We start from the raw sequence: 24,066 nt of genomic DNA on the forward strand, positions 1-24,066 counted from the left end.
AAATAAATAATTGTCTATGCAACTTCTTGATAACTATTATATTTTAAGGTGTCGTTACTTATTAAATAATTATAGGTATAGTCTAAATAATGAGTTTGTAAATAATTTTCTAGTTCAATTTTTGAGCTGAAACTACTTTTTATTTTAATTCTATCAATCGCTTTTTCGACAGTTCTGGGTGATTTGCTAAGTAAGGTGGCAATTTGATTTGTATTCATGTTATGGGTTAGTAATTTAATATAATTGAGTTCATTAGCGGTTAAATTAAAATCTAACACGATTTGAGAAAATGGTGCATAGTTAGGTGTTTCTAATCGTTGATTATAAGTTATTTCATAACTTGGAAATATTTTTGTTAGTGGTGGCTGGTATAGTTTATAGAAAGTTAATATTACTTTATAAAGTAGATTATATAGCATAACAATGTTATCTATTTGTTTATCATCACTGAGTTTTATTAAAAAGCAGAAAGAATCTTTAGCAATGCCTAAGTCATGTTCTATTATAATAGGCTCAAACATTGAAAGTTCTTTATTTATTGATTTATATGTTTCTAGTTGTTTTCTGTTTAATAAGTCTTTTCTATTATATAAAGGATATATATTATCTCGATCAAGCATTAAATCATTAGTATGTAGATTTTTATTATAAAACTTTTTGGCTAATAATGGCTTCAAAGTAATAATCGAACGCTGATTATCATTTCTAGTTCTGACAAAAGAGAAATTACTTAATTGATATGTAGGAACACTTTTATCAAAAAAGTCTTTAATTGGCGCAGAATATTTTATTGCATCTTTAGCGAGCTTTGAAAACAAAATACTATTGCTATAGATTGTTTCCCAATGCTTAATCTTTTTATGAATATCCATCTTGCACACCCTCCTAGATAAATAATCAAATTTATGATAACAAAGTATTATAAGAAGTTCAAAATTTTACAGCGAAGATAAGCGCGTGTTCAGTGATAAAAAAATTTATATATTAATGATTAATATTTGAAATTGTAACGATTTTATTAGTGTCGGTATCCTTAAAAACAGCACCATGGCTTATTAGATAATAAATAGCTTGGCGTAATTTTTTGCAGTGTAAATAATTTTTCATATGTTCTATATTTAATAATATATGATTGCAACTTGAATGATCATCATATAAATCATTATCGATTAAAAAAGCATTATAATAAATTTTAGACCTTTTTTTCAGATTACTGTGTTGGATCTCAATATTTATAGACATTACAAAAACCCATTTATATAAAGCTTTTTAATATGTTTAGTTATTATAAATATTAATACTTGGTTGGGCATAGGGTAGAGGGTACGGTTTAAGGCTAAGTGAAGTTGTATTAACTTATTAATTTAAGCATCATGATGCTATGATATTTTAGTTTATGTTAGGTAAAAAATGAGATTTTTTTGTCATGAAAAAAGAAAATATTGATGATAGAGTTATTCAAGTAAGTGATGGTGTGAAATTGAATTATATATCTACTGGAAGTGGTAAGCCAATGATTATGCTACCAGGTGGTGGCTTATCAAAGGATATATTTAAATATCAAATAGAATATTTTTCAAGCATGATGAATGTTATTGCGCTTGATAAGCGTGGGCATGGTCAGTCAGAAAAAGTTGATTATGGCTATCGTTTAGCACGTTTTGCAAAAGACCTATATGATGTCATTGAAAGTCTTAACTTGAATGAAATTATACTGATGGGTCATTCACTTGGCGCATCAATGATTTATACTTATATTGATTTATTTGGTTTAGATAAAATTAGTAAATTAATTATTATTGATGAGCCTGCTTGTTTGTCAGTTAATCCTAGCTGGTCTGAAGTTGAGCGACAAAATTATGGTGCAATTTATAATTTAGACAGTTTACATGAGTTAACGGATGGATTTATTCATGATACAGATGATCAATTAAAACATAAAATTGTTGATATGATGACGACAAAATATATATCAGATGAACAAAAGGCATTTATTCTATCCTGTATGAAAATTCCTAATATGGCAGCAAAACAACTTTATTTTAATAATATATGCCAAGATTATCGTGATGTAATAAGAAAAATTAACAAACCATGCTTATTTATTACTGGTGAAAAAAGTTTACACCCATATCAATCACATCAATGGTTAAATAAGCAAGTTACTAATTCACAATTATATATTTTTTCAGAATCTGATGATGGTAATCATTTTATGTTTGTCGAATCACCAAAGTTATTTAATCAAGTAGTAGAAGCCTTTCTAACAGATCAATAACCCTTATCTTTATTAACCTGATAGCATAATGGTTGATGATTTTGTAGTCGTTTATAATTATCTGCTACACAGATTGCAGCACTAAATGGATCACTAACAGCAGCATTATGTGGGGTAATTTCAATCTTTGGGTGTGACCAAAAGGGGTGGTCATTTGGTAAAGGTTCTTGATTAAATACATCTAACTTTGCACCAGATAAATGCCCTTGATCTAATGCTTGAAGTAAATCATCATCAACAGTATGCGCACCACGACCAATGCTAATAATATAAGCTCCCTTTGGTAATTGAGAAATTAAATCTTTATTAATTATGCCAGTTGTTTGTTCAGTTAAAGGTAGTGTGCAGACTAAAATATGGCTTAAACTTAAGAAGTCATTTAGTTGAGATTGATCATAAGTTTCAATGCCTGTAATTACTTTTTTACTACGGCTAAATCCAATGGTTGGAATTTGAATATGATTTAATGCTTGTGCAATAGCACTACCGATTTCACCAACACCCATAACGCCAACAGTATGTTCATCTGTCGTATTAAACGGTGGTAATTGATCCCAAAATTTTTGTTGTTGGCTATGGGCAAACCTTGCATATTGGCGCGTATAATTTAAAACCGCTTGAATTACATAATGTGCCATATCACGTGATAATATAGGATCAACAACACGCACAATGGGTATTTCATCTGCAACTGATGTATCGGAAACTAAATGATTTACACCAGCACCAATAGAAGAAATACATTTTAAATTAGGAAATTGATTAAAAATACCTTCAGGTTGAGACCAGCAAACAACATATTCAACTGCTTGTGGCTCTGGTATCTCAGGATAAATATAAATATCAACATGCTCCATTAGCTTTGATAGGGCTTCATACCATTGTTGAATTTGTTTTTTTCTTAAAATTCGCTCATTTTCATCTTTACCAATAATTAGTGCAACTGCCATTGAATCAACTACTCGCTATTAATTTAAACTTACAGAGTCATTATTTTAAATAGCAAACTGGGAAATAACAATATACTTAATATATCTGAATGATTTTTAATCAATTAATGTTTAAGATTTAAAAAAATGAACGATTCTTTATAAAATGATAAAAAACCAATTGACAGTTTGTTTCAGTTAGATATAATCACTTTCGTTCTCGGGTGCTTAGCTCAGCTGGGAGAGCATCGCCCTTACAAGGCGAGGGTCGGGGGTTCGATCCCCTCAGCACCCACCATGAGAAACCCTTTTAATATCAATGATTAATCAAAAAATAATAAAGTAAAATAATCTCAATTTTTAAATCAAATGTTGTTTTCAGATAACATATAGGTAACAAGAATTTTTGCATATTTATATTATGCTTTATTGTTTTAGTCATCTTACTAATTTCTATTCAGCTTATTTTTAAAAATGGCAAGTTATCTGGTTTTAATATTAGAGATGCAGCATTTGCAATCAGTACATTTTTACATCTCAATAACTTTAATCATAATCAAATTGGAGAAATTGAAATTTTAAGCAATGAACCAGATTATTTTCAACCTGAAGTTGATGGATATCTTTCATGGAAGGTTGAGTTTTTAGTGCCATTTGTGTGTGGTGAAAGTGCATATGATTTAAATGCTATTTCACCTGCTGTTAAAATTAATACTAAGGTTGATCATGACTGAATTAGAACGTATTGGTGAATTAGAAAGACGCTTAGCTAATTTAATTAGAATTGGCACAGTTGCACAAATTGATCCTATTCGAGCACGAGTAAAAATACAGGCAGGTGCTATTTTAACAACATGGTTGAAATGGATGACACAGAGATCAGGAGATTGCTTAACATGGTGGTCGCCGTCATTAGGTGAACAAGTCGTGATTTTATCACCTAGTGGTGAATTGAATAACGGTGTTGTTTTGCCATCGATCTACACAAATAATCAACCAAGTGCAGATTTAAAACTAGATCATAAAGTTTATTCAGATGATACAACCATCAGTTACAGTTATGCAGATAAAAAATTAACCATTAATTGTGTTGGTAATATTGATGTTACTGCAGCAAGTTCGGTTAATGTTACTTGTAATAATGTCAATGTTAAAGCTCAAAGTATTTATGCTAATTGTCCGATGACAACTATTACTGGTAATGTTTTAGTTAAAGGTAGTATAACTTATCAAAGTGGCTTATATGGTTCAAATTCTAAAGGTGGTTCAACCGCATCAATTCAAGGCGCACTGAATGTTATTAATGGTGATATAACAGCAGATAATATTTCCCTTAAAAAGCATACTCATCAAGGTGATAGTGGTGGTGTTACATCAACACCACAATAAAAAATATGCTATGTATCATCTTGTAAAAAATCTAAAAAATAGAATAAATTTATATTAAATTGGTACTTAATGCTAAATTTAATATGATACACTTTCAATATAATATTACTACAGTATGACATTAAATATTGGGGTTGTATTATGTATATTGAAGAAGAAGATTTATATGATCTAAAAGATGAGCATCCAAAAGCTGAAGGTAGTCATGGGAAAGTCTACTTGTTAGATGGACAAGCCATAAAAGTTTCAAAGGATGGTGATGAAAACATACGTTATGAGTGTGACATTTTTAACCAGTTACAGTCAAAAGGAATAGTTCAAGGTAAAGCAGAGGTTGTACAAGTACAAGTAGATAAGGGAAATATAGTTAATGCACTTATGACTCCTTGGTTAGAGGGGAAAAAACCCACAGCAGAGCAAATTATAGAAACTCTTTCTAGCATGAAAGAAGCTGGATATATTATGGCCGATCCTATATCAGACAATTTTAAAGTTGTTGATGACAAAGCAGTTCCAATAGATTTTGATAAAGTTTTTCATAAAGATAATAGGTTTATACCGGAGAGCATTTTATCTGGCATAATTCATGATATAGATACGGCAGTAATGATTTTAAATAAAAATAGAGCACCTGAACTTGCAAAATTCTATGTACAACATAAGCCGAAGCATTTAGAAAGAGATAGAAATTCAATTCCTAGTTTTCTTAATGGTTCAAATTTTGATGAATATTCCCAGGAGGAATCACAAGAAGAAGTTGTTGCTAAAATACAAGAAAGACAGCAATTAGAACATCCTAGAAGCTATGAAAGAATTTATAACAGAGGGTCAAATAATGTAGAATCAACGCCAAAAGAAAAAATTGAAAACCTTTTAAGAGACTACTGTAATAAGGGAACTGGTTTTTCAGCTTTTTTTCATGGTCATTGGAAGAGGCATCATGTTGAAAGTATAAGGCAGTTTATGGTTGATAATGCTGATGTTAAAGATATTAATCAATATATTTTTAATCTAAAAACACTGCGTACGCGACTTGAAGAACAGGAAGGCTTTAATGGAAGAGGGTCTATTTCCAAAAGGATGAATTTTATTTTTCAGGAAGCTGGTAGTGGCAGCAGTAAAAGTCAAGATATTTCTTTTAGGCCGAACTTATTTGGGAAGTAAAAATCTAACATCAATTTTTTCATGTAATTCTTCATTAGTAGAGCTATTTTGCGTTTTATTAGTATTGATCTGTGTTATTTCTTTATCTTTACAAATGGAGGTTATTATAAGAGCTAGACCTGCTATAGAAAATAATAGACCTGTAGAAACGTTACTAAAAGTTATTTGTAAACACTTCCATTTAAAGTGAAAGTATTTTGTCATATGGTTTGTGCTTTTTAGAAGCTTGTAACCAAGCCAGATGGTTAAAAAACCAATTATTAAAACAAGGCTATTATATATAGTAGTGCTGATAATTCCTGCCATAATTTCGACCTTCTATAATGATAAATAAAGTATAGTTTAGTAAATTACATTATCCAGTTGTTAAAACTCTAACTTTATATACTCAAATTATTAAAACTATTTAGTGACACAATTTTTATGCAAGGTATATCTCGAACTACAGGTCAAAAAATAACAGATATTGAACATGTTAAACAAAGTATCGATGATATTTTGACAACACCTGTTGGTAATAGAGTTATGCTTAGGGAGTATGGTTCAAAATTATTTGAATTGGTTGATCAGCCAATAAATCAGCTTACTTTAGCAAAAATACTAAATGAAACAGTTAGTGCAATTGATCAATGGGAGCATCGAGTTGAAGTAAAGTTTATTGATGTTAATCGTAGTACTGGAGGCCAAGTTTCAATTGATGTTGAATTTATTTATCAACCTGATGGTAAAAAGCAAACTTTAACGGGGGTGGTTGTATGAAAAAATTTGACCTATCAAAATTACCACTACCTGAGTCAATACGTTCAGTCGATTATGATAGTAACTATGCTTTGATGTTAGCTGACTTTAAATTACGAATGCCTGAATATAATGCATTGATTGAATCTGATCCAGTTATTAAATTAATTGAAGCTTGTGCTTATGGCTTAACAGTTTATGAGCAACGAATTTATGATTCAATGAAGTCAATTTTAATCTCTTTTGCAGAAGGTACTGATTTAGATAATCTTGGTGCATTATTGGCTATATCGCGAGAAGATAATGAATCAGATACCCGTTATCGTGAAAGAATCTTAACAGCCCTAGAAAAAGCTTCATCTGCTGGTAGTCAGTCAGCTTATGAAGCTTTAGCCATTGAAGCAGATAAACGCGTTAGTGATGTTGTTGCCTTTGATAAAATCGATCAAGCAGGCAAAGCATTTGTTGTGGTGCAAAGTGATGAAAATGTAGATGGTGTTGCATCAAATGACTTATTAAGTACGGTCACAAACTATTTAACTGCACCTGAAAGAAAACCATTGGGCTGTCAGGTGATTGTCTTAAGTGTTGAACCACTAGAATATCAAATTAATGCCAAAGTTGTTTTAGATGAGAAATCAGATAAAGAACTTGTCTTAAAGACAATGCATGAAAATATTGAAAGCTTAATCAGTGATCGTCATAAAATTTCTGCAACGATTCCATTATCTGAAGTTTATGCACGACTAAATATTGAGGGTGTTGCTTATGTAGAGGAGTTTATCACCAGTTAAATCTGATCTGGTTACCATTAGGTAGACACTTTGTTATGGGATGAATTATCATCTTATCAACAAACCAGGAGAACTTTATGACAACTAGAAAACGTCATTCTTATGATGCTGAATTTAAACGTAATGCAGCATCGTTATATGTTAATGGTAAAAAAAGCTTATCAGAATTAACAAAGCAATTAGGAGTAGCAGAATCTACTTTATACAACTGGGTTAGTGAGTATTGTCAACGAGGAGATGAAAGCTTTAAACCCAAAGAACTCTCGGCACAAGAAAAAGAATTACTTGCGCTTAAAAAGCAATTAGCTGATGTTAGCATGGAGCGTGATATATTAAAAAAGGCGTTAACCATTTTCTCAAAGAAAAAGTAAAAAGAGCCGAGCTTTATGAATTTATTAATTTGTATCGGCGAGATTTCTCAATTGAGAGAATGGCAAAGATTTTTGGTGTTAGTCGTAGCGCTTACTATCAGTACAGTCGTGGTAACTTGTCTAAGAAAGAGATAATAAATAGCCAGTTACGCCCTCTGTTAATCAAAGCATTCATAAACTCAAAGGGAGAATATGGCACAAGGCGGTTACAGCTTTTACTTAGACGACTAGATATCTATGTCGGTCGTAAACGTATTGCTAAGCTAATGAAAGAATTGGGGCTTTATGCTAAAGCAAGAAGAAAGTTTAAGGTAACCACCAATCAAAGTAAAAGACCTTATTATGTTGCACCTAATTTGTTAAAACAAAAATTCATGGTAGAAGCTCCTAATGAGGTATGGGTGAGTGATATCACTTATGTGCCAACTAATGAAGGATGGTTATATGTAGCAACTGTTGTTGACTTATTTTCAAGGAAAGTTGTTGGCTTGGCTATGAGTCAGCGTATTACAGCTGATTTAGTTTTAAGGGCAGTTAATCAAGCAGTTAAAAGGCGACAGCCTGATTCAGGGTTGATATTACACTCTGATAGGGGATCTCAATATACAAGCCGAGTTTATCATCAATTAACTAAAAAGCATCGAATTAGATTAAGCATGAGTAGTACGGTTAACTGCTATGACAATGCTGTAGCTGAAAGTTTTTTCCATACTTTGAAATTAGCAGTTGTACATGATCAGAAATACCAAACTAGGAATCAAGCAATGCGCTGTATCTTTGAATATGTTGAAGTTTTTTATAACCGCCAAAGGATGCACTCAACGTTAAACTATTTATCACCAGAGGAGTTTGAAAGAAATTATTTTAATCAACCACAATATCCCATAGCCAAGTGTCTAGTAAAAGGTTGACAGATCAAAAAGCTTTCCAGATTTGAAGAAAAACTTATGGGGTGGTGAGTTTTGGAGTGATGGTTACTATGTTGGAACAGTTGGTGAAGGAGGCAACTGGAAAGAGGTGGAGCGGTATGTTAAGAACCAAGGGTTAAAATTGGATGAAGCGCAATTGCGACTCTTTTAATACCCCGCTGCTTGCCGCGGGGATATTTATTATGGCATGCTTAAATGTCTTTTAGAAAAGTCTAAAGCTGCTCTAAATTTATAAACTATTTTCAAAATGTCGTATTTAATACGACTAATTACTATAAAGAATTTCTATAACATAGAAGCTATTGACGTTTAGCCATGGAAGGTTGTAGTTATGCCGTATAGTATTGATTTATTAAATACAGAAACACATTCAGACTTAGACTCTATTAATCATAAAGGGATAAATGAATTTAATCAAAAGTATATTCAGTTAGCTAATAAATTAAAAACAATCTGTAAAGTAGGGTATATATATGAGCGGTCAGTCAAAGCCAATCACTCTAAGAAAATAGAAAAGAAAAAACGTAATAAACTTGTTAAAGTAGGAGATGAAGAAAGTTTTAATCTAAAAATAGAAAGAAATAGTCCTAAAGAAGAAAAGATTAAAGATCTTAATAAAAAGTTATTGCAAAATTTAATTAAATTTCAGGTAGTAATGTTGGTTACTGGCAAAATATGTAGTGATGTAGCTAGTGATTTAGATAAAAAAATTAATAAGAAACTTAATAAAGAATATGAAAATGCAAGCAAGGTCATTAATAAATTTATATTAAATTTGGTAGAGAAAATTACACAAAATGAGTATGAAAAAAAATATCTTATCATTAATAGCAAAATAGATGCTTTAAATTTTATTAATAAAAAATTTGAAATCAGACAAGATAAAATTAATAATGTTGGTGATAAAGGATTATTAATTACCTATCTTAATGATAAAACTAAATTTGAACAAATTAAAAGTGCTAAAGAACTATTTAATCATGCTAAAGAAAGTATAGATAAGCAGATTGAAAGTGATAGAATGCAATTAATCATAAGTATTTTCTCTAAATTTAAAGAATATCAAAAGCTTGATGATAATGATTTAGCGGCTTTACTTTTATTAAAAAATAATAAAAATTATGGAGCAAGGAGTCAATTTAAATGCTTGTTAGAAAATATATATATAAATTGTAAAAATTATCAAAAAACGAATGTTATAAGTAAATTTCTTTCTTTTTTCAATCAGAAGAATAAGAGTATTGGTTTATTTCTTAAAGATATTCAGGATAAAATAAATGAAGATCCATTAAAGTATGGTATTGATAGCCTTAAAAATTACACATTAGATAATGATACAGCACCTGAAATAAAATTAGCTAAAAACTATAAAAACTGCCAAAAAGATGATGATATGTATGTCAATAGGCGTAAGAGTCTAGTGAGTCTTATCGGCAATAAGGATAATGATAGTGAATTAATTAACGTTGCAGAAGAGAGAATTAATAAATTAGAAGAAAGTGTTAAATTATTTGAAAAAGTGTTCAATAAAGAATTAGAAGATAAGAATAATAAATTTAATCAAAATTTGAGTGAGTCTAAAAAAGCGTATAAAATAAAAAAGTTAGGGTTAAATATTAAGAAGTTAACTAATAAACTTTTCAAACTGGCTAAAGAAAATAATAAGTCTGTTAAAAAACAGACAAAATCTTTTGCTAAAATAAGAAATAAAACAAATACTTTATCTCGTGACATTAATAATATTAAAAATAGTGAAAAAGAGAACTTAGAATCGGAAATTAATAGTCTAAGTAAAAATGTAGAAATCTATGAAAAATATATTAATACATATATTGAATGTGAGGACTTGCTTAAAAAAATAAATGCTCTTAATATAAAACAATTAAGTAATAATCAGATCACAAAATTTGAAAAACAAATTCAAGACTATAATTGTAGTTTTAAAGAGTGTATCAAATGTAAACTTTTAGAAAATAAGAGAGAAAATGCTCGAAAAGTTACTGCTAATCTTACTCAAGCTATTAATCGAAGAAGAATAGAATTAAATAAACTTTTATTGCCAAAAACTCAACTAAAGGCAAATCAACAAAATAATAATTCTAAAGAAATTGATAATTCAATGAGTCTTAAAGCGATAGAAATAAAGTTTCATAAAAATATCAAAATGTTAGGTTTGAGTGAGGTTGTTGATATTAATGGAATAAGCTTTGCTACTATGTCTGCTGTTAATGAAAATATTAGCTCTTTGCGAAGGGTTCATGAAAGTATAATAGATTTAGAAAACTATTCTAAATCCAAACAAGATATAAAGTGTAAAAAGAAAAAAGTTGCCCTTGCAATTGCTTTGATGCTTGGAGGATTAGCATTAACAGCGATAGGAGGTATTACAATCGCATCAACATTTGGCTTAACAACGCCAGGTGTTTTAGGTGTGATGACAGCCTACTGTACAGCAGCATTTGCTAAAATAGGAATATCAAGTGTGTTGGCAACGACAATAGTAGGAGGTAAGCTTGTTGCAATAGGGAGTACAGGTATAGTTGTTGGCGCTTCATCCATAAATAAAGTAACGTTAAAAAGTAACAAAGGTCAAGCAGCTAGTAAATTAGCTGAGGCTGCAAAAGAACAATTAAAAACATATGTAATCACTGGGAAAAGTTTTGTATTGGATCAGTTTAAGCAAAAAAACGATAAAAATATTGCAATACTTTCTAGCAATAATAAAACAGTTAAGATTATAAAATCACTTTTTACTGCAATGGCCGCTATTCCTACAGTACTTTATGGCCTTTATCAGAATTATAAATCTAAAAAAGCGAAGGAAGGTAGTAAGTTTTTATTTTATTCATCTAAGACTAAAGGCCAAAATCTAGCAGAAGGATTAGTTAACGCCCAGTGTATATTTTTAAAAAATCATCAACAGTATGAGGCTGATCAAGATAAATTGCTAAAACATTCAGCATGATCACATAACGGGTAACTTCTACGATAGAAAATAGCTTCAATTTCATGGAGGATAACTTACATAAATTAAATTACATGGAAGTAATTATGTTAAAGATCATGCCTAAATATCTAAAGGTAGTTATATCTGCTTCATAATTATAAATTATTTGATACATAATCAGATTGTACTATGCCTATTAGCAATTTTATTTTAGGAGGAAAAAAATGCTAGAAGGAGCAGCAAAACATATTATTGATCATCTTCAAAAACTGTCAATTGAAAAGGGTATAAAACTACTTGAGGGTGTAACTGATAGAACCAATAAAGTACATTTTGGTTTGGGAGTTTATAACTTTTTTAATGGTAAAGCTCGGAGTAAATCTAATGCATCTAATGAAATTATTTATTTGAATTTAAAAAAACATAAACTAGAGAGTATTAAGAAACTTGATTTAATAAAATGTATAGTAAAAATATGTAAACAAGGTACTGATAATAATAAAGGCTCATTTAGTCACTGGTATGTTTCAAATGGTAGTGCTTTTAGTTATAACTCATATAATACAACTTTTATGGTACATCTCTTATTAGCAACTTTGTATCATAAAAAATTTAATGACTCCATAGAGAAAATAAAGCAAAAACTTGTGGTTATTTCTCAAGATACATTTGAAGATATTGATAATTTCTATAAAGAGAATAATGATCAGGATAAAATTAAATTTGAAAAAAATAGCCTATTTATAGAAAGTAAAACAAAAATTCCAAGAATGATTATGTTTGATCAAAAAAATGAAAAAGAATTAGATGAATCAAAGGATTTAGAAAATCAATAGATATAGCTAAAATAGGATGATTTATAATTAACTTAGAAAATTCATGGGGTCTAGATCGTTATATGTTGGAGGTTAGATTGTTCACTATGTAATGACTGATGACTCCATTGTTTAACCTTGATTAGATAATAGGTTAATAAGAATTGGCATAATTCAAATTTGCTATTGATATCGAGTATCCCTCTTAAATCATCAATATTTTTTTCAACGGTACGTCTAGAGCGATAAAAAGAACTTGCGATCTGATTAATAGGCATGTGTAGTGCTAGAGGTAATAAATAATGAGATAGTGATTTGCTAATTGAAAATAATTCTATAAGTTCTGAAAAAGGGGCAAAGTGATCACTAGACTCATGATTTATATATTGTTGCTGTGCTATTAATGGTAATTTAAATGTTGTTTTAAATATGGGAGATGTTGCATAGAATGCAATTGAAATACTATTTAATAGACTATATAAACTACTAAAATCTTCCTTATTTATGGGCTCAGAAAAGATAAAATAAAATATATCTTTGAATGAATGAAATGTATGATTGACCGCAATCGATGTACTACCCCCCATTGCGTTGATAAAACGACTGTATTTATCTTGAAGCTCACCATGAATATAGTCTTTGGGATTATAGATAGGTAAGTTATGGTTTAAATTTATCATGCCATTAGGTTTAAGAAGAATGTCGTTTATATATGTTAATAATTTTTGTGGTTTAGGCATAAGAATATTTATTTCATGATTATTTCTTACTCTAAAGAATGAAAAAGTCTTTATATGATTAGGCAACATATTCAAGATATTTTGAATTGATCTGGAAGTATATTCTGAACTTTTTATATATTGAGAAAAATTTTGTGTATCATGAATTTTCTTATCTAAAATAGCTTGCATAATGTAACCTTTTTTGTCCAGTTACAATAATTCTAATTAAGAAATATATAGTTATATATCGTAAGGTCTACGCTATTTAAGAACTACAAGATGTGAGGTAATTGACAAGCTAACCAACAATTAAAAAATTGATAGATTAGTGAGTTATTAACTAATTTTTACTCTATGTTGGCCAAATTATGGCAGATTATCTTAAGAATAATAATGGAATGTTAGCGTAGTTTTTACGATTAAAAAATATGTTAATTATTGATAAAAATAAATTGTTTAGTTTTTTAATTTGAAATAAGGGGATTGTTATGCCATTTCCATCTGTTGTTGTAGAAGTAAAAACTTTAGTTAGTCTTGTTAGTAGTCAAATATCAGAGCAGTTTAAAGATGCAAGTGCTGAAGGTCGAGATAGTAATTTAGATAAAGCTTTAGATACAGCAATGAAGGGATTTATTGATATGGATAATAAAGCTATAAAGAGTCTAAAAAATAATGATGAAGCTAATAAACTGGGAAAATCTATCATAGATAAATTTAAAAATAAGGAAGTTTCAAGAGTAGATGACAGTATAGTTAAAGAGCTATTTGCTAATCCTTATTATAATAATTTAGCTGATCACATAGCTATGAGAATGTATTTATATTCTCATAGAAAAACTGGCCACAAGGGTCATCAGGTTGTAGTAAAAAAAGCTCTTGCTTATATGGAGTTGTTGCATAATGTGATAATTAAGTCAAATAATCCTGATATGTGCATAAATGCTGTAATAGCTCTAAGTGAACTATCTGATGCATATTATGATTTTGCCAATAATGTAGGTAAAACAGATATTAAAATAAAAGGAAAAGGAATTTTGCGCAGTTCAACAGCATCTAATTTGTATTTATCTAAAGTTCATAGATATTTTATTACAAAAAAAAATAATGTGACTCGTGATCAAATTAATAAAATAGATAAATATAGAGAGAAAATGACTGATTGTGATAATTATGAATATGTCACGAATATAGAATATCCACAAAGAGCTAGTAATGTTAATTCAAACGAAAAGACTAAGAATAAAAGCACTAAGGATAAAAATCGGTTAGTGCAGATTGGTACTATGAGTGAATCTGGAAAGATAGATAAAGAATTGCCTGAAAAAAGAATACTAGCTGCAAAAAAGTTAGGGATGAAGGCTTGGATTGAAGGTGATAAATATACTCTTGATATCTATATAGTAAATGAGTTAATAGATTCAAGTGACTGGTTTGCATCTTGTATAAAAAAATCAGAGAATACTAAATCTTATAAAGTAGAAAAAATACAATCGGATTCAGCTAATACTAGAGTTCCAAGTAAAGATTCTATAAAAAATCATATAAAAAGTTTAGAGTCTGTATATGCAGGTAACTGTTATCATCTACAACAAACTGAATGGTATATCAAAGAAGCATTTTTTAAGAGTAGATATATTGATTCAAGTGTACAAAAGGTTAAAAATGGTCAATTTGTTGAACTGCCTACATTCAGTAAACTAACAGATAGCCAACGCTTAGCTTTCAAGTATAGATATAAAAAATATAATATGCAAAAGTTAAGGCTACTCAATATCTTAGAAGCAAAGCCATACTATGAGGCTTATCTTGATACTGAGAATTTAGGAATTAAAGGTGCAAAACATCTAAATACCATAAATAGTCTTATAGTTATTAGTATTCTACAGGAGTTAGAGTCTAAGGGAGTAAATTTGAATATTAACTCTGATAATAAGTGTATTTTCATTAGTTATTCTAACACAATAGGTCATCTATTAAAATATAGTGAAGATTATAGAGGCTATGTTCTAAAAAACTTAAAGGATATAGATTTTTTTAATGCATTTATAGTTTATGTGGAAAAGAGTAAAAACTTAAAGGATAAGGCTCAAAAGAAAAAAGAATTACAAAAATGCTTTTCGAATCCAAAAAAATATATATCTGATTGGAATAAAAGTCAGAGCTTATACAAACTATTAGAGAGTAATAATTATTCTGAATCTCATATCAAGAAAGTATTTGAACAAAAAAAATTAGTATCAAACCTAAGTTCTGATAATGGTCCGACGTTTATAAATTATATTAATGCTGATAAAGAATTAAAATCCAAGAAAGAAGAGCTATTAAAACAATGGGGTGTTAGCACAAAAAGTTTAGAAATTGCTGCAAAAATTATAGGATCAAGCAATCAACCAGATTATAAGAATAAGCTTCTTTTAAATTGCGGTGTTACAAATCAACTAATAAGCAAATTATTATTAGAAGAGCAAAAAGGTAATAGCGAGTTAGATAAAGCAATAGAACAGGTTATAAATGTTAATAATGATAAGCTTTATGATCTTTATTTAGCAGAATGCGAAAATAAAAATAAAAATAAAAATAAAAACAACCGAGATTCTTGGAAACAAAAGGAAGTAGTTGAGGCTTATGGTAATGAGCAGACTAAAAAAGCTTTGACTCATCAAGAGTGGAACGAGATAGAAAAAAAACATTCAAAAAACACTTTGGAAGAAAAATTTCAAAGCTTCAAGTCTATATTAGAAAGTGAAGATATCAGTGAGGGTGCTAGAAAAAATATATTTGCATCAGATAAAAATTATAAGCTTTATAAAGAATTACAAGGAAAGAAAAATAAATATTCTGATAAAGATATTAATGAAATATTTAAAGATAAAGATTTAATAAGTCTCCGTCAGATGTTTATAGATTATATTAATGCTGATAAAGAATTAAAATCCAAGAAAGAAGAGCTATTAAAACAATGGGGTGTTAGCACAAAAAGTTTAGAAATTGCTGCAAAAATTATAGGATCAAGCAATCAACCAGATTATAAGAATAAGCTTCTTTTAAATTGCGGTGTTACAAATCAACTAATAAGCAAATTATTATTAGAAGAGCAAAAAGGTAATAGCGAGTTAGATAAAGCAATAGAACAGGTTATAAATGTTAATAATGATAAGCTTTATGATCTTTATTTAGCAGAATGCGAAAATAAAAATAAAAATAAAAATAAAAATAAAAACAACCGAGATTCTTGGAAACAAAAGGAAGTAGTTGAGGCTTATGGTAATGAGCAGACTAAAAAAGCTTTGACTCATCAAGAGTGGAACGAGATAGAAAAAAAACATTCAAAAAACACTTTGGAAGAAAAATTTCAAAGCTTCAAGTCAGTATTAGAAAGTGAAGATATCAGTGAGGGTGCTAGAAAAAATATATTTGCATCAGATAAAAATTATAAGCTTTATAAAGAATTACAAGGAAAGAAAAATAAATATTCTGATAAAGATATTAATGAAATATTTAAGAATGAAGACCTAGTAAACAATCTAAGTTCTGATAATGGTCAAAAGTTTATAAATTATATTAAAAAGAATCAAGACTTAAAGAGTAAGAAAACAGAATTATTAGAAAAATGGGGTGCTAGCACAGAAAATTTAAAAACTGCCGTTGAGATTATAGATTCAAAACTGAAACGAGACGTTAAGAACAACCTTCTTTCAAACTTTGATGTTACAGCTTGGACTCAGAAATTCAAGTCAGTATTAGAAAGTGAAGATATCAGTGAGGGTGCTAGAAAAAATATATTTGCATCGGATAAAAATTATAAGCTTTATAAAGAATTGCAAGGAAAGAAAAATAAATATTCTGATAAAGATATTAATGAAATATTTAAGAATGAAGACCTAGTAAACAATCTAAGTTCTGATAATGGTCAAAAGTTTATAAATTATATTAAAAAGAATCAAGACTTAAAGAGTAAGAAAGCAGAATTATTAGAAAAATGGGGTGCTAGCACAGAAAATTTAAAAACTGCCGTTGAGATTATAGATTCAAAACTGAAACAAGACGTTAAGAACAACCTTCTTTCAAACTTTGATATTACAGCTTGGACTCAGAAATTCAAGTCAGTATTAGAAAGTGAAGATATCAGTGAGGGTGCTAGAAAAAATATATTTGCATCGGATAAAAATTATAAGCTTTATAAAGAATTACAAGGAAAGAAAAATAAATACTCTGATAAAGATATTAATGAAATATTTAAGAATGAAGACCTAGTAAACAATCTAAGTTCTGATAATGGTCAAAAGTTTATAAATTATATTAAAAAGAATCAAGACTTAAAGAGTAAGAAAACAGAATTATTAGAAAAATGGGGTGCTAGCAAAGGAAGTTTAAACAGTGCTGTTGAGATTATAGAATCAAAACTGAAACCAGTCATTAAAAGCAAACTTCTTTTATCAAGAGAATTTGGAAAAAAGAGCACTTTAGACTTAGATAACAGTAAAAATAACCAATACAATAAGCATAGTTCTGCAAAAAGTAATGTATTAACTGAGCAAGAGAGAGCATACTTTTATTGCGAAATAATAATAAATACTGATAAAAATAATAAAAAACTCCTTAACAAATTAAAGACAAAAATTAATCGTGATGATTTATTTAGACAGTTAATTATTGAAAAATTTGAGGCAAGGGAATTAAAGATAAACTATTTACATACGCTTTCAGAAAGACAAAATAGTCTTCATGAAGTTAACAAATATCAACGATTGTTAGAGGTGTATTCTAAGAATAAATTTGAAAGAGGTAGTACTAAATCTACAGCTGTTACAGAATATACAACTTCTGTAAATGAGGCCAAAAAAAATTACTTATTAACTGGAAAAACTAAAAAATTAAAAGAATTAAAAAATAATCTAAAAATACAGAAAAATTTTAAAGCTTTAGAAGAGCATAGCTCGCATATAATCACAAGAATACTTGGATTTCTTAGCTCTGCAATAACAACACTTATATTAGCTCCTTTTGGTGGTCTTGTAGCTAGTGGTATTCAAGTTGCAGAAGATAGAGGTAATTATTTCTTTTATAAGCACCATACAGATTCAAGTAATTTAGCTTGTAAAGTTGAAAAAGAAATAGATATCTTAGGGATGAAATAACCGTTCTATAGCTGTCAATTGATTTGTAATTATTTTGCTATTGAGTAGGGGAATGATTTTCTTTTTCCTCTATATCATCCTCAATCATCGAAAGTTTTTGACTATATAGGTTTTTAACAGTTGGTTTTTTAGAAAATTGGTTAAATAATTGGCTTGGGGAAGAATTCAAAGGTGATGAGCTGAAGGATGAAGGGCTTTTTTTCTTTTTGTGAAAAAGTAGACTAGGTGAAGAATTTATTTTCTTTAAATTTTGAGAAGGAGAATCATTAGTATTTAATTTTATAGGGGAGGGAATATCTTTAGTATTCATTTTTAGGTGGGGGATATTTTTTTTGGATTTTGATTTATTTAACTTTAGCTTTGAAGGAGATTTTTTAAGCATTATTTTTTGCTTAGGGTAAAAATCGATATCTTTTAGTTTTTTTCTAGTGGCAAGAATATCATTTAATCTATTTTCAAAAGCATCACAAATACTGCCATAATCAAGTTCATCTAATCGCTTTAGATATTTTAAATTTTCCCCTTTGTTTTTATCAAATTTCAACTTTTTATCCTGTATAAGTCTTGATAAAAAATTTGAGATAAACTTGATGTTTATTGAATCTTGAGACCAAGAGCCACTGTAGCACAGCTTAAGAAAGCTTTTGCTTAAGGGTATATTTTGATCAGAATAGCTAAGTGATGCATTTATAAAGTTTATAAATTTACTTGATAGTTTATGGTTATCAAGTTGAGTAGACATTGAATATGATCTTTTGCGGCTTTTTTTATTATTACCTTCCAGTGTAGTGTTAATAGCATCTCTCATACATAAACTAAAAGATTTTGGCCTATATTTACATAGATAAGCTAATGTGTTTGCAATTTCTATTGAATTAAAATTAGTAATGTCTTTAATTTTATTTATTTTTTGATTGTGAAAATGTGTTAGGCGATGAGATATATCAATATATATATCTACAGCGGCATTATAAATAATTTTTTTATCATGTTTTAAAAAAGCTTTCAAATCATCATTGTTTAAGTTTTTTATGATGTTTAAAGCAATTTGATAGATAAAAAGAGTATTGAAAGGGATATGTTTGTTTTGTAGTCTGGAAAAGTTTCCAATTTTTGCTAGTTGTTTGAATATAACTATGGGAGGTTTATTATATTTTGATTGTATGATCTCTGTAACTTTAATTTTATGTAATTGAGATATATCGTTATCCTTTAGGGTATTTCGTGCAGTAGTAATAATAAGTTGTTTTATTTTCTTATCATTATCCTTTATTTGTAGGTAATCAGAAATGTATTTGGCAATGTCCTGTTGGATCATTAGCTACCTATCCTTTTGTAGTCTGTTAATAGTTTTATATGATTACAATAAGTTAGGTATATTGAAATCGTAGAAGTTACGAAAAATGAAGTCTAAATTTACTTATAAATAAGAAAGTTAACTCAGGTAAGCTTAGCTTTTATAAATATTTATATGAGATAAACTTTGACTATCATTAACTGTAGTCCATGGGCACTGTGGATCACTTATAGATTTTTGTTTACAAAAAAATTTAATTGTATCATTTTGTGCTGTAAAACCAATTGATGAACTACAGTTGATCAAATTTTCTGAAATAAGGCATGTTTTCAATGACTTAGAAAAATGTACAATATATTTTTCTGAGTTATCATCTAGAGGATATCTATTTTGCCCACTTGAGTCTTTTATAGGAGTAACTTCAGCACCATAACCATTCGTAATAGCTATGTTACCTAAACCAATAGTAGCAAATTTCATATTTGCTGAATATATTATATTGATATTTGTATTATCTGTATCATCAACGTAAGTATTTATACAGTTTTTACCAGAGCACGTTCCTTGACTCATTTGTAATATTGAGTCTTTAGGGTATAGTATAAGTTTCCATTTTCCTGATACAATTTGATTCTGGAAAATAAATGTACTTCTTATTGGAGACCAGTTATAATTTGGTCCATTAGCTAGTGGATCAATTCCATTTATTATTGGATAAATTGCAAAGCCAATACGCTCATAAGCATCATTAGGGTCATATGGACAATTATTTTCTTGGTATGTAAAAGAAAATGTTTGAGATGGTTTAATATGAAATACTTTCATTGGAGAGTAGCCTGAAAAAACATCACAGTTTCCATATCCATCATTATTTTCAAGTGAAATTTCAAATCTAGAGTTATTCTTAATATTAAAATGATATGTACCATTTTTTGTGGAGTTGGCATACCCTGAATTTAAGGTAACAGTTAAAAGTAAGCATACTATTATTATTTTCATTTCTATTAACCAAATTAATTAAACATAATTTGCAGACTAATCTCGATGTAATCTAATTCATATAGTAAGTATTACGCCAATTTGACTGATTAATTTTTATTTCGGGTAATTCTTACGATGCAATCTATTTTTTTATTCTGATAGTTTCAATTATGAAAGCTTAATTTTCTCTAAAGAACTAATAATAACTAAGGGGTTGAGATGGTCTGGTTTAAGCGAACAAGAAAAATAGTTAGAAAAGCTACTAACTTTGATGGCATTTATCATCAACAAAGTTTTTTAATTAATCTTTTTCGATATTTATTTAAATGTAAGCATGTACAAAATGAAATTGACTTTGGAAACCTTAATGATTTAGGTATTGATAATAATAAAGTTAATCGTGCTCTTAATCTATTTACTTGGTATTACAGGCTTTTTGGTGCACTTTTTATTATATTGTTGGTTTATACATTATATTTGATACTAAAATCCCATTTAATGAGTGCTATATTAAGCGGAGCACTTAGTTTAGTATTTTTAGCTAAATTTTTTAAATTTCATTTTTGGACATTTCAAATCCACTCGAAAAAATTAGGTTGCAGTTTCAATGAATGGATTAACTATTTACTTAAAAGGAGTACAATATGAGTACTTCGATTTGGGCAAATATTCCAGCTGCTGATCATTCAGAGTCAGTTTTGCAAAGTATTTTTGGTGTTAATGTTAGTACCATTTTAAATAATACTGAGCCAACAACGCTTTTTGGTTATTTATTTAGCTATTATAATACAGGCTTGCTAGCCATCGTGTTTGTCATTTATGCTTTTATTATCATTATTGGTACAGTTAATACAGCCAAAGATGGTCAGTTTCTAGGTAGAAATTGGAGTGGTCACTGGATTCCATTAAGGGCTATTTTTGGTTCAGTCGCTGCTATACCTTTTAAATCAGGATACTGCATGGCTCAGTATTTGATTTTTGCTATGGTTGCATCTGGGATATCATTTGCAGATTATTTATGGATGCATATTGTTACTGAAGTTGTTAACGGTAAAGTGCCACCTGTTGTTAGCACCAGTGTTAATGATACAATAAAAGGTGACTTATCTATCTATATGATGAGTCAGTTGACCCAGTCTATTGTCAATAACCCTAAGTTTATAGGTAATGGTAAGCTATGTTCAAAAGAAAATAATGCTATTTCCTGTAATATTAGTTATCAAGCACCTGTGACAAGTGACTTTATCAAAGCGTATGCTATTCCAATAAACCATGGAACTTGGAAAGGATGGCCAACGGATATTAAGTTTATACAAGATGACTGGGAGCCATTTATTAAAAGAGGTATGACAGCATGGTCTCTTCTAAACACTGCAAATAATTATGTACAAGTTCAGCTAACCAATGCTACTTGGAATGGTACATATGTAATTCCTTCAATGGATAAAAATCAAGCCCAACAAAATCTTACTAAATTATCTCATCAATATGGTGATTTTAATACTAAGGACTTTTTAAATAATCCTGATAAAATTTCTGTCCCTAAAGGTTTGGATGATGCAACGCGTATTATTATTAAGTCTTTGGAATCTAAGCAATCAACTATTATGCAAAAATGTCAATTTGATGATACAAATAATATTTGCTATAAGGCAAAAAATTATGGCTGGTGGGATGCAGATCAGCTATATCTATCACTAGATAACAGCTTATCGGGAAACTTACAAAATTTATATAATAATTTTAATGACTTTTCCAAAAGTTTAAACTCTGGATTATCCAATACCCAAGTTCCCGTAACTTATAAAAGTATTAAACTTGAATTCGAAACAAGTTACACACCTTTAAGTGCATTTTCTGGGGGAGGTTCATATTCACAAAGTGATACATTTAAACCTCATACCTCTAGTGATCCAAGCAGTGCAACAATGGCATTTAGTGGTTATAATATGGTTAATTTAAGTCACTATACAAATCTCAAAAAAACTAATACGTTTGCTGTTTCTTTAAGTAATGTTAGAGATACGTTTAATAAAATTATCTATAAGGCTTATAATGTTACTAATAAAACTTCATGTGCCACAAATAGCGATTGCTCTAAACTAACAAGTCAAGTTAATTCTCTGATTACAGATGGTGTGGAGTTTAAGTATGCACAATATTTATATATACTTTCGAGCATTGCACAATCGGCCTATAATAATTATATAAATAATAATGATACAATAACGCCAACGCCACAACAGCTAATTGAAATTATAATTCAACCTACGCTTAATTTATTTACTTTCTTCCAAGCCAACAATGTTAATTTTGCTACTGACTCTGGTAAGCCTAACACAAATGGTGTGACAGATCCTGCAGAGAATCTATTATCTAATATTTTTAAACGATTACTTGGCGGTAGTGCTGTTAGTGGTAGTAGCGTTGGTGGGTTACTTAAACAAATCTATAATATTGGTAATGTAGAAGATCAAGGTCAAGGATTTGCAGCGAAAAACTTTAGCATGATACAAAATGTTCAATCAGTTGGTATGGCATTAATTGAAGGAACAATTAGTGATATGTTAGACATTTTTGCTACAGCTAAATTGCAATTATCCGGAATTAAAAATGATGCAGATCAAAAGATTAGTAATTTAGAAAGTGATTCGGTAAATGCATCAATTATTAATGCAGTTACCTTTGGAATGAGTAGTAGTATTACTCAAAATGTCATGAGCCTAAAATTTGCTGAAGCCATGTATCATACGACTATGAAACTTGCTTCTTTTACTTTAAGTCTTATTTGGATGCCGATGGTCTTATTTGTTTTGACAACTATATTTGGAATAGGTGTTTCATTTACTTTAATTATTCCACTGACACCATTTATTTTATTTTGGGCAGGGAAAGTTGCTTGGCTATTGCTTGCTATTGAAGCAATGGTTGCTGCTCCAATTGTTGCTTTAGGTTTAGTCTACCCTGAAGGCCATGAAGTATTTGGTAAAACAGAGCCTGCTATTCAAATTTGTATGAATCTAGTTTTAAGACCTGTATTTATGATTGTTGGTATGATTGCAGGAATTGGATTAACCTATATTTTAATTCAATTTTCATCAGAAGGTTTTAAGGCTGTTACAAACTCTTTATTAAGTCTTTTGCCTGTTGGAGATGGTACAGATGCTGCTACCTATTCAAGAGGTGTATTAAGTTGTTTGGTTATCTTTATTTATGCAACTTTTTTAGCGATGGCATTTACAAAGTGTTTTTCGTTAATTTATGTGATTCCTGATAAAGTTTTACAGTGGATTGGAAATACTAGATCAGAGCGTGCTGGAGAAGCTGAAATACAAGAATTTAAAGGTGCAACCACACAAATGGCTCAACAAGGTGCACAAGCTGGAGGTAGTACTTTAAATGAAGGATTGCAAGCTCAAAAAAGTTATACACAATCAGCAACTGATGGTGCTTATAAGGTTGGCGAAGCAGAATCAAATAAAAATATGGCCATTGGTAATACTGCAGGAAGTATTGGTAAAAGTATTGCAAAGTCTGGTATGAATAAACAGTTAATGACGTAGTAAATAAACAA

Annotated in this window: 17 protein-coding genes, 1 tRNA gene and 1 pseudogene; 13 read left to right on the forward strand and 6 right to left on the reverse strand. The window is 29.4% G+C overall.

Annotated elements, in window-relative coordinates; translation table 11 throughout:
• Window positions 1-14: 14 nt before the first annotated feature.
• Window positions 15-872, reverse strand: a complete 858-nt coding sequence (locus KFE69_03475) for a hypothetical protein (GenBank protein UTW43218.1) — start codon at window positions 870-872, stop codon at window positions 15-17.
• Between the two features lie 554 nt (window positions 873-1,426).
• Between KFE69_03475 and KFE69_03480 the strand changes: the two genes are divergently transcribed.
• On the forward strand, window positions 1,427-2,278 hold the full coding sequence (locus KFE69_03480) for an alpha/beta hydrolase (protein UTW43219.1): 852 nt from the start codon (window positions 1,427-1,429) through the stop codon (window positions 2,276-2,278).
• Here the strand turns inward: KFE69_03480 and KFE69_03485 are convergent.
• The gene (locus KFE69_03485; GenBank protein ID UTW43220.1) at window positions 2,272-3,228 is read right to left on the reverse strand and encodes a glyoxylate/hydroxypyruvate reductase A; all 957 of its coding nucleotides are present in this window, start codon (window positions 3,226-3,228) and stop codon (window positions 2,272-2,274) included. The genes KFE69_03480 and KFE69_03485 overlap by 7 nt on opposite strands.
• 201 nt (window positions 3,229-3,429) lie before the next feature.
• Here KFE69_03485 and KFE69_03490 point away from each other — a divergent pair.
• The 3 genes from KFE69_03490 (at window position 3,430) to KFE69_03500 (ending at window position 5,760) form a co-directional block, all read left to right on the forward strand.
• Window positions 3,430-3,505, forward strand: a tRNA-Val gene (locus tag KFE69_03490).
• A 428-nt stretch (window positions 3,506-3,933) separates the two neighbouring features.
• Window positions 3,934-4,596 carry a phage baseplate assembly protein V gene (locus KFE69_03495; GenBank protein ID UTW43221.1) on the forward strand — a complete coding sequence of 221 codons (663 nt, stop codon included), beginning with the start codon at window positions 3,934-3,936 and terminating at the stop codon, window positions 4,594-4,596.
• Between the two features lie 141 nt (window positions 4,597-4,737).
• Window positions 4,738-5,760 (forward strand): DUF5617 domain-containing protein, encoded by a 1,023-nt coding sequence (locus KFE69_03500; GenBank protein ID UTW43222.1) that lies wholly within the window; start codon window positions 4,738-4,740, stop codon window positions 5,758-5,760.
• Here the strand turns inward: KFE69_03500 and KFE69_03505 are convergent.
• A complete protein-coding gene (locus tag KFE69_03505) occupies window positions 5,746-6,066 on the reverse strand; it encodes a hypothetical protein (protein UTW43223.1) in 321 nt (106 codons plus the stop codon). The genes KFE69_03500 and KFE69_03505 overlap by 15 nt on opposite strands.
• Before the next feature lie 117 nt (window positions 6,067-6,183).
• On the opposite strand from KFE69_03505, the gene KFE69_03510 reads away from it, so the two are divergent.
• The 7 genes and pseudogenes from KFE69_03510 (at window position 6,184) to KFE69_03540 (ending at window position 12,375) form a co-directional block, all read left to right on the forward strand.
• The gene (locus KFE69_03510; GenBank protein ID UTW43224.1) at window positions 6,184-6,519 is read left to right on the forward strand and encodes a GPW/gp25 family protein; all 336 of its coding nucleotides are present in this window, start codon (window positions 6,184-6,186) and stop codon (window positions 6,517-6,519) included.
• On the forward strand, window positions 6,516-7,292 hold the full coding sequence (locus KFE69_03515) for a baseplate J/gp47 family protein (protein UTW43225.1): 777 nt from the start codon (window positions 6,516-6,518) through the stop codon (window positions 7,290-7,292). Before KFE69_03510 ends, KFE69_03515 begins: the two co-directional genes overlap by 4 nt.
• A 77-nt stretch (window positions 7,293-7,369) precedes the next feature.
• The gene (locus tag KFE69_03520; GenBank protein UTW43226.1) at window positions 7,370-7,663 is read left to right on the forward strand and encodes a transposase; all 294 of its coding nucleotides are present in this window, start codon (window positions 7,370-7,372) and stop codon (window positions 7,661-7,663) included.
• Window positions 7,624-8,574, forward strand: coding sequence for an IS3 family transposase (locus KFE69_03525; GenBank protein ID UTW43960.1), 951 nt, complete (start codon window positions 7,624-7,626; stop codon window positions 8,572-8,574). Before KFE69_03520 ends, KFE69_03525 begins: the two co-directional genes overlap by 40 nt.
• A 16-nt stretch (window positions 8,575-8,590) precedes the next feature.
• Window positions 8,591-8,743: pseudogene (locus KFE69_03530) on the forward strand (transposase).
• Window positions 8,744-8,923: 180 nt separating this feature from the next.
• Window positions 8,924-11,557, forward strand: coding sequence for a hypothetical protein (locus tag KFE69_03535; GenBank protein UTW43227.1), 2,634 nt, complete (start codon window positions 8,924-8,926; stop codon window positions 11,555-11,557).
• Window positions 11,558-11,763: 206 nt separating this feature from the next.
• A complete protein-coding gene (locus KFE69_03540; protein UTW43228.1) occupies window positions 11,764-12,375 on the forward strand; it encodes a hypothetical protein in 612 nt (203 codons plus the stop codon).
• A 50-nt stretch (window positions 12,376-12,425) separates the two neighbouring features.
• Here KFE69_03540 and KFE69_03545 read toward each other — a convergent pair whose 3' ends face one another.
• Window positions 12,426-13,265: a hypothetical protein gene (locus KFE69_03545; GenBank protein ID UTW43229.1), complete on the reverse strand. Its 840-nt coding sequence runs from the start codon at window positions 13,263-13,265 to the stop codon at window positions 12,426-12,428.
• A 299-nt stretch (window positions 13,266-13,564) separates the two neighbouring features.
• On the opposite strand from KFE69_03545, the gene KFE69_03550 reads away from it, so the two are divergent.
• Window positions 13,565-18,214, forward strand: a complete 4,650-nt coding sequence (locus KFE69_03550; protein ID UTW43230.1) for a hypothetical protein — start codon at window positions 13,565-13,567, stop codon at window positions 18,212-18,214.
• Window positions 18,215-18,251: 37 nt separating this feature from the next.
• Here the strand turns inward: KFE69_03550 and KFE69_03555 are convergent, their stop codons facing one another.
• Entirely contained in the window at window positions 18,252-19,532 is a 1,281-nt protein-coding gene (locus tag KFE69_03555; GenBank protein UTW43231.1) for a hypothetical protein, read from the reverse strand.
• A 132-nt stretch (window positions 19,533-19,664) separates the two neighbouring features.
• Window positions 19,665-20,510, reverse strand: a complete 846-nt coding sequence (locus KFE69_03560) for a hypothetical protein (GenBank protein UTW43232.1) — start codon at window positions 20,508-20,510, stop codon at window positions 19,665-19,667.
• Between the two features lie 626 nt (window positions 20,511-21,136).
• On the opposite strand from KFE69_03560, the gene KFE69_03565 reads away from it, so the two are divergent.
• A complete protein-coding gene (locus KFE69_03565; protein ID UTW43233.1) occupies window positions 21,137-24,055 on the forward strand; it encodes a DotA/TraY family protein in 2,919 nt (972 codons plus the stop codon).
• Window positions 24,056-24,066 lie beyond the last annotated feature (11 nt).

This window comes from bacterium SCSIO 12844 (assembly GCA_024397935.1).
Classification (GTDB): domain Bacteria; phylum Pseudomonadota; class Gammaproteobacteria; order Francisellales; family Francisellaceae; genus M0027.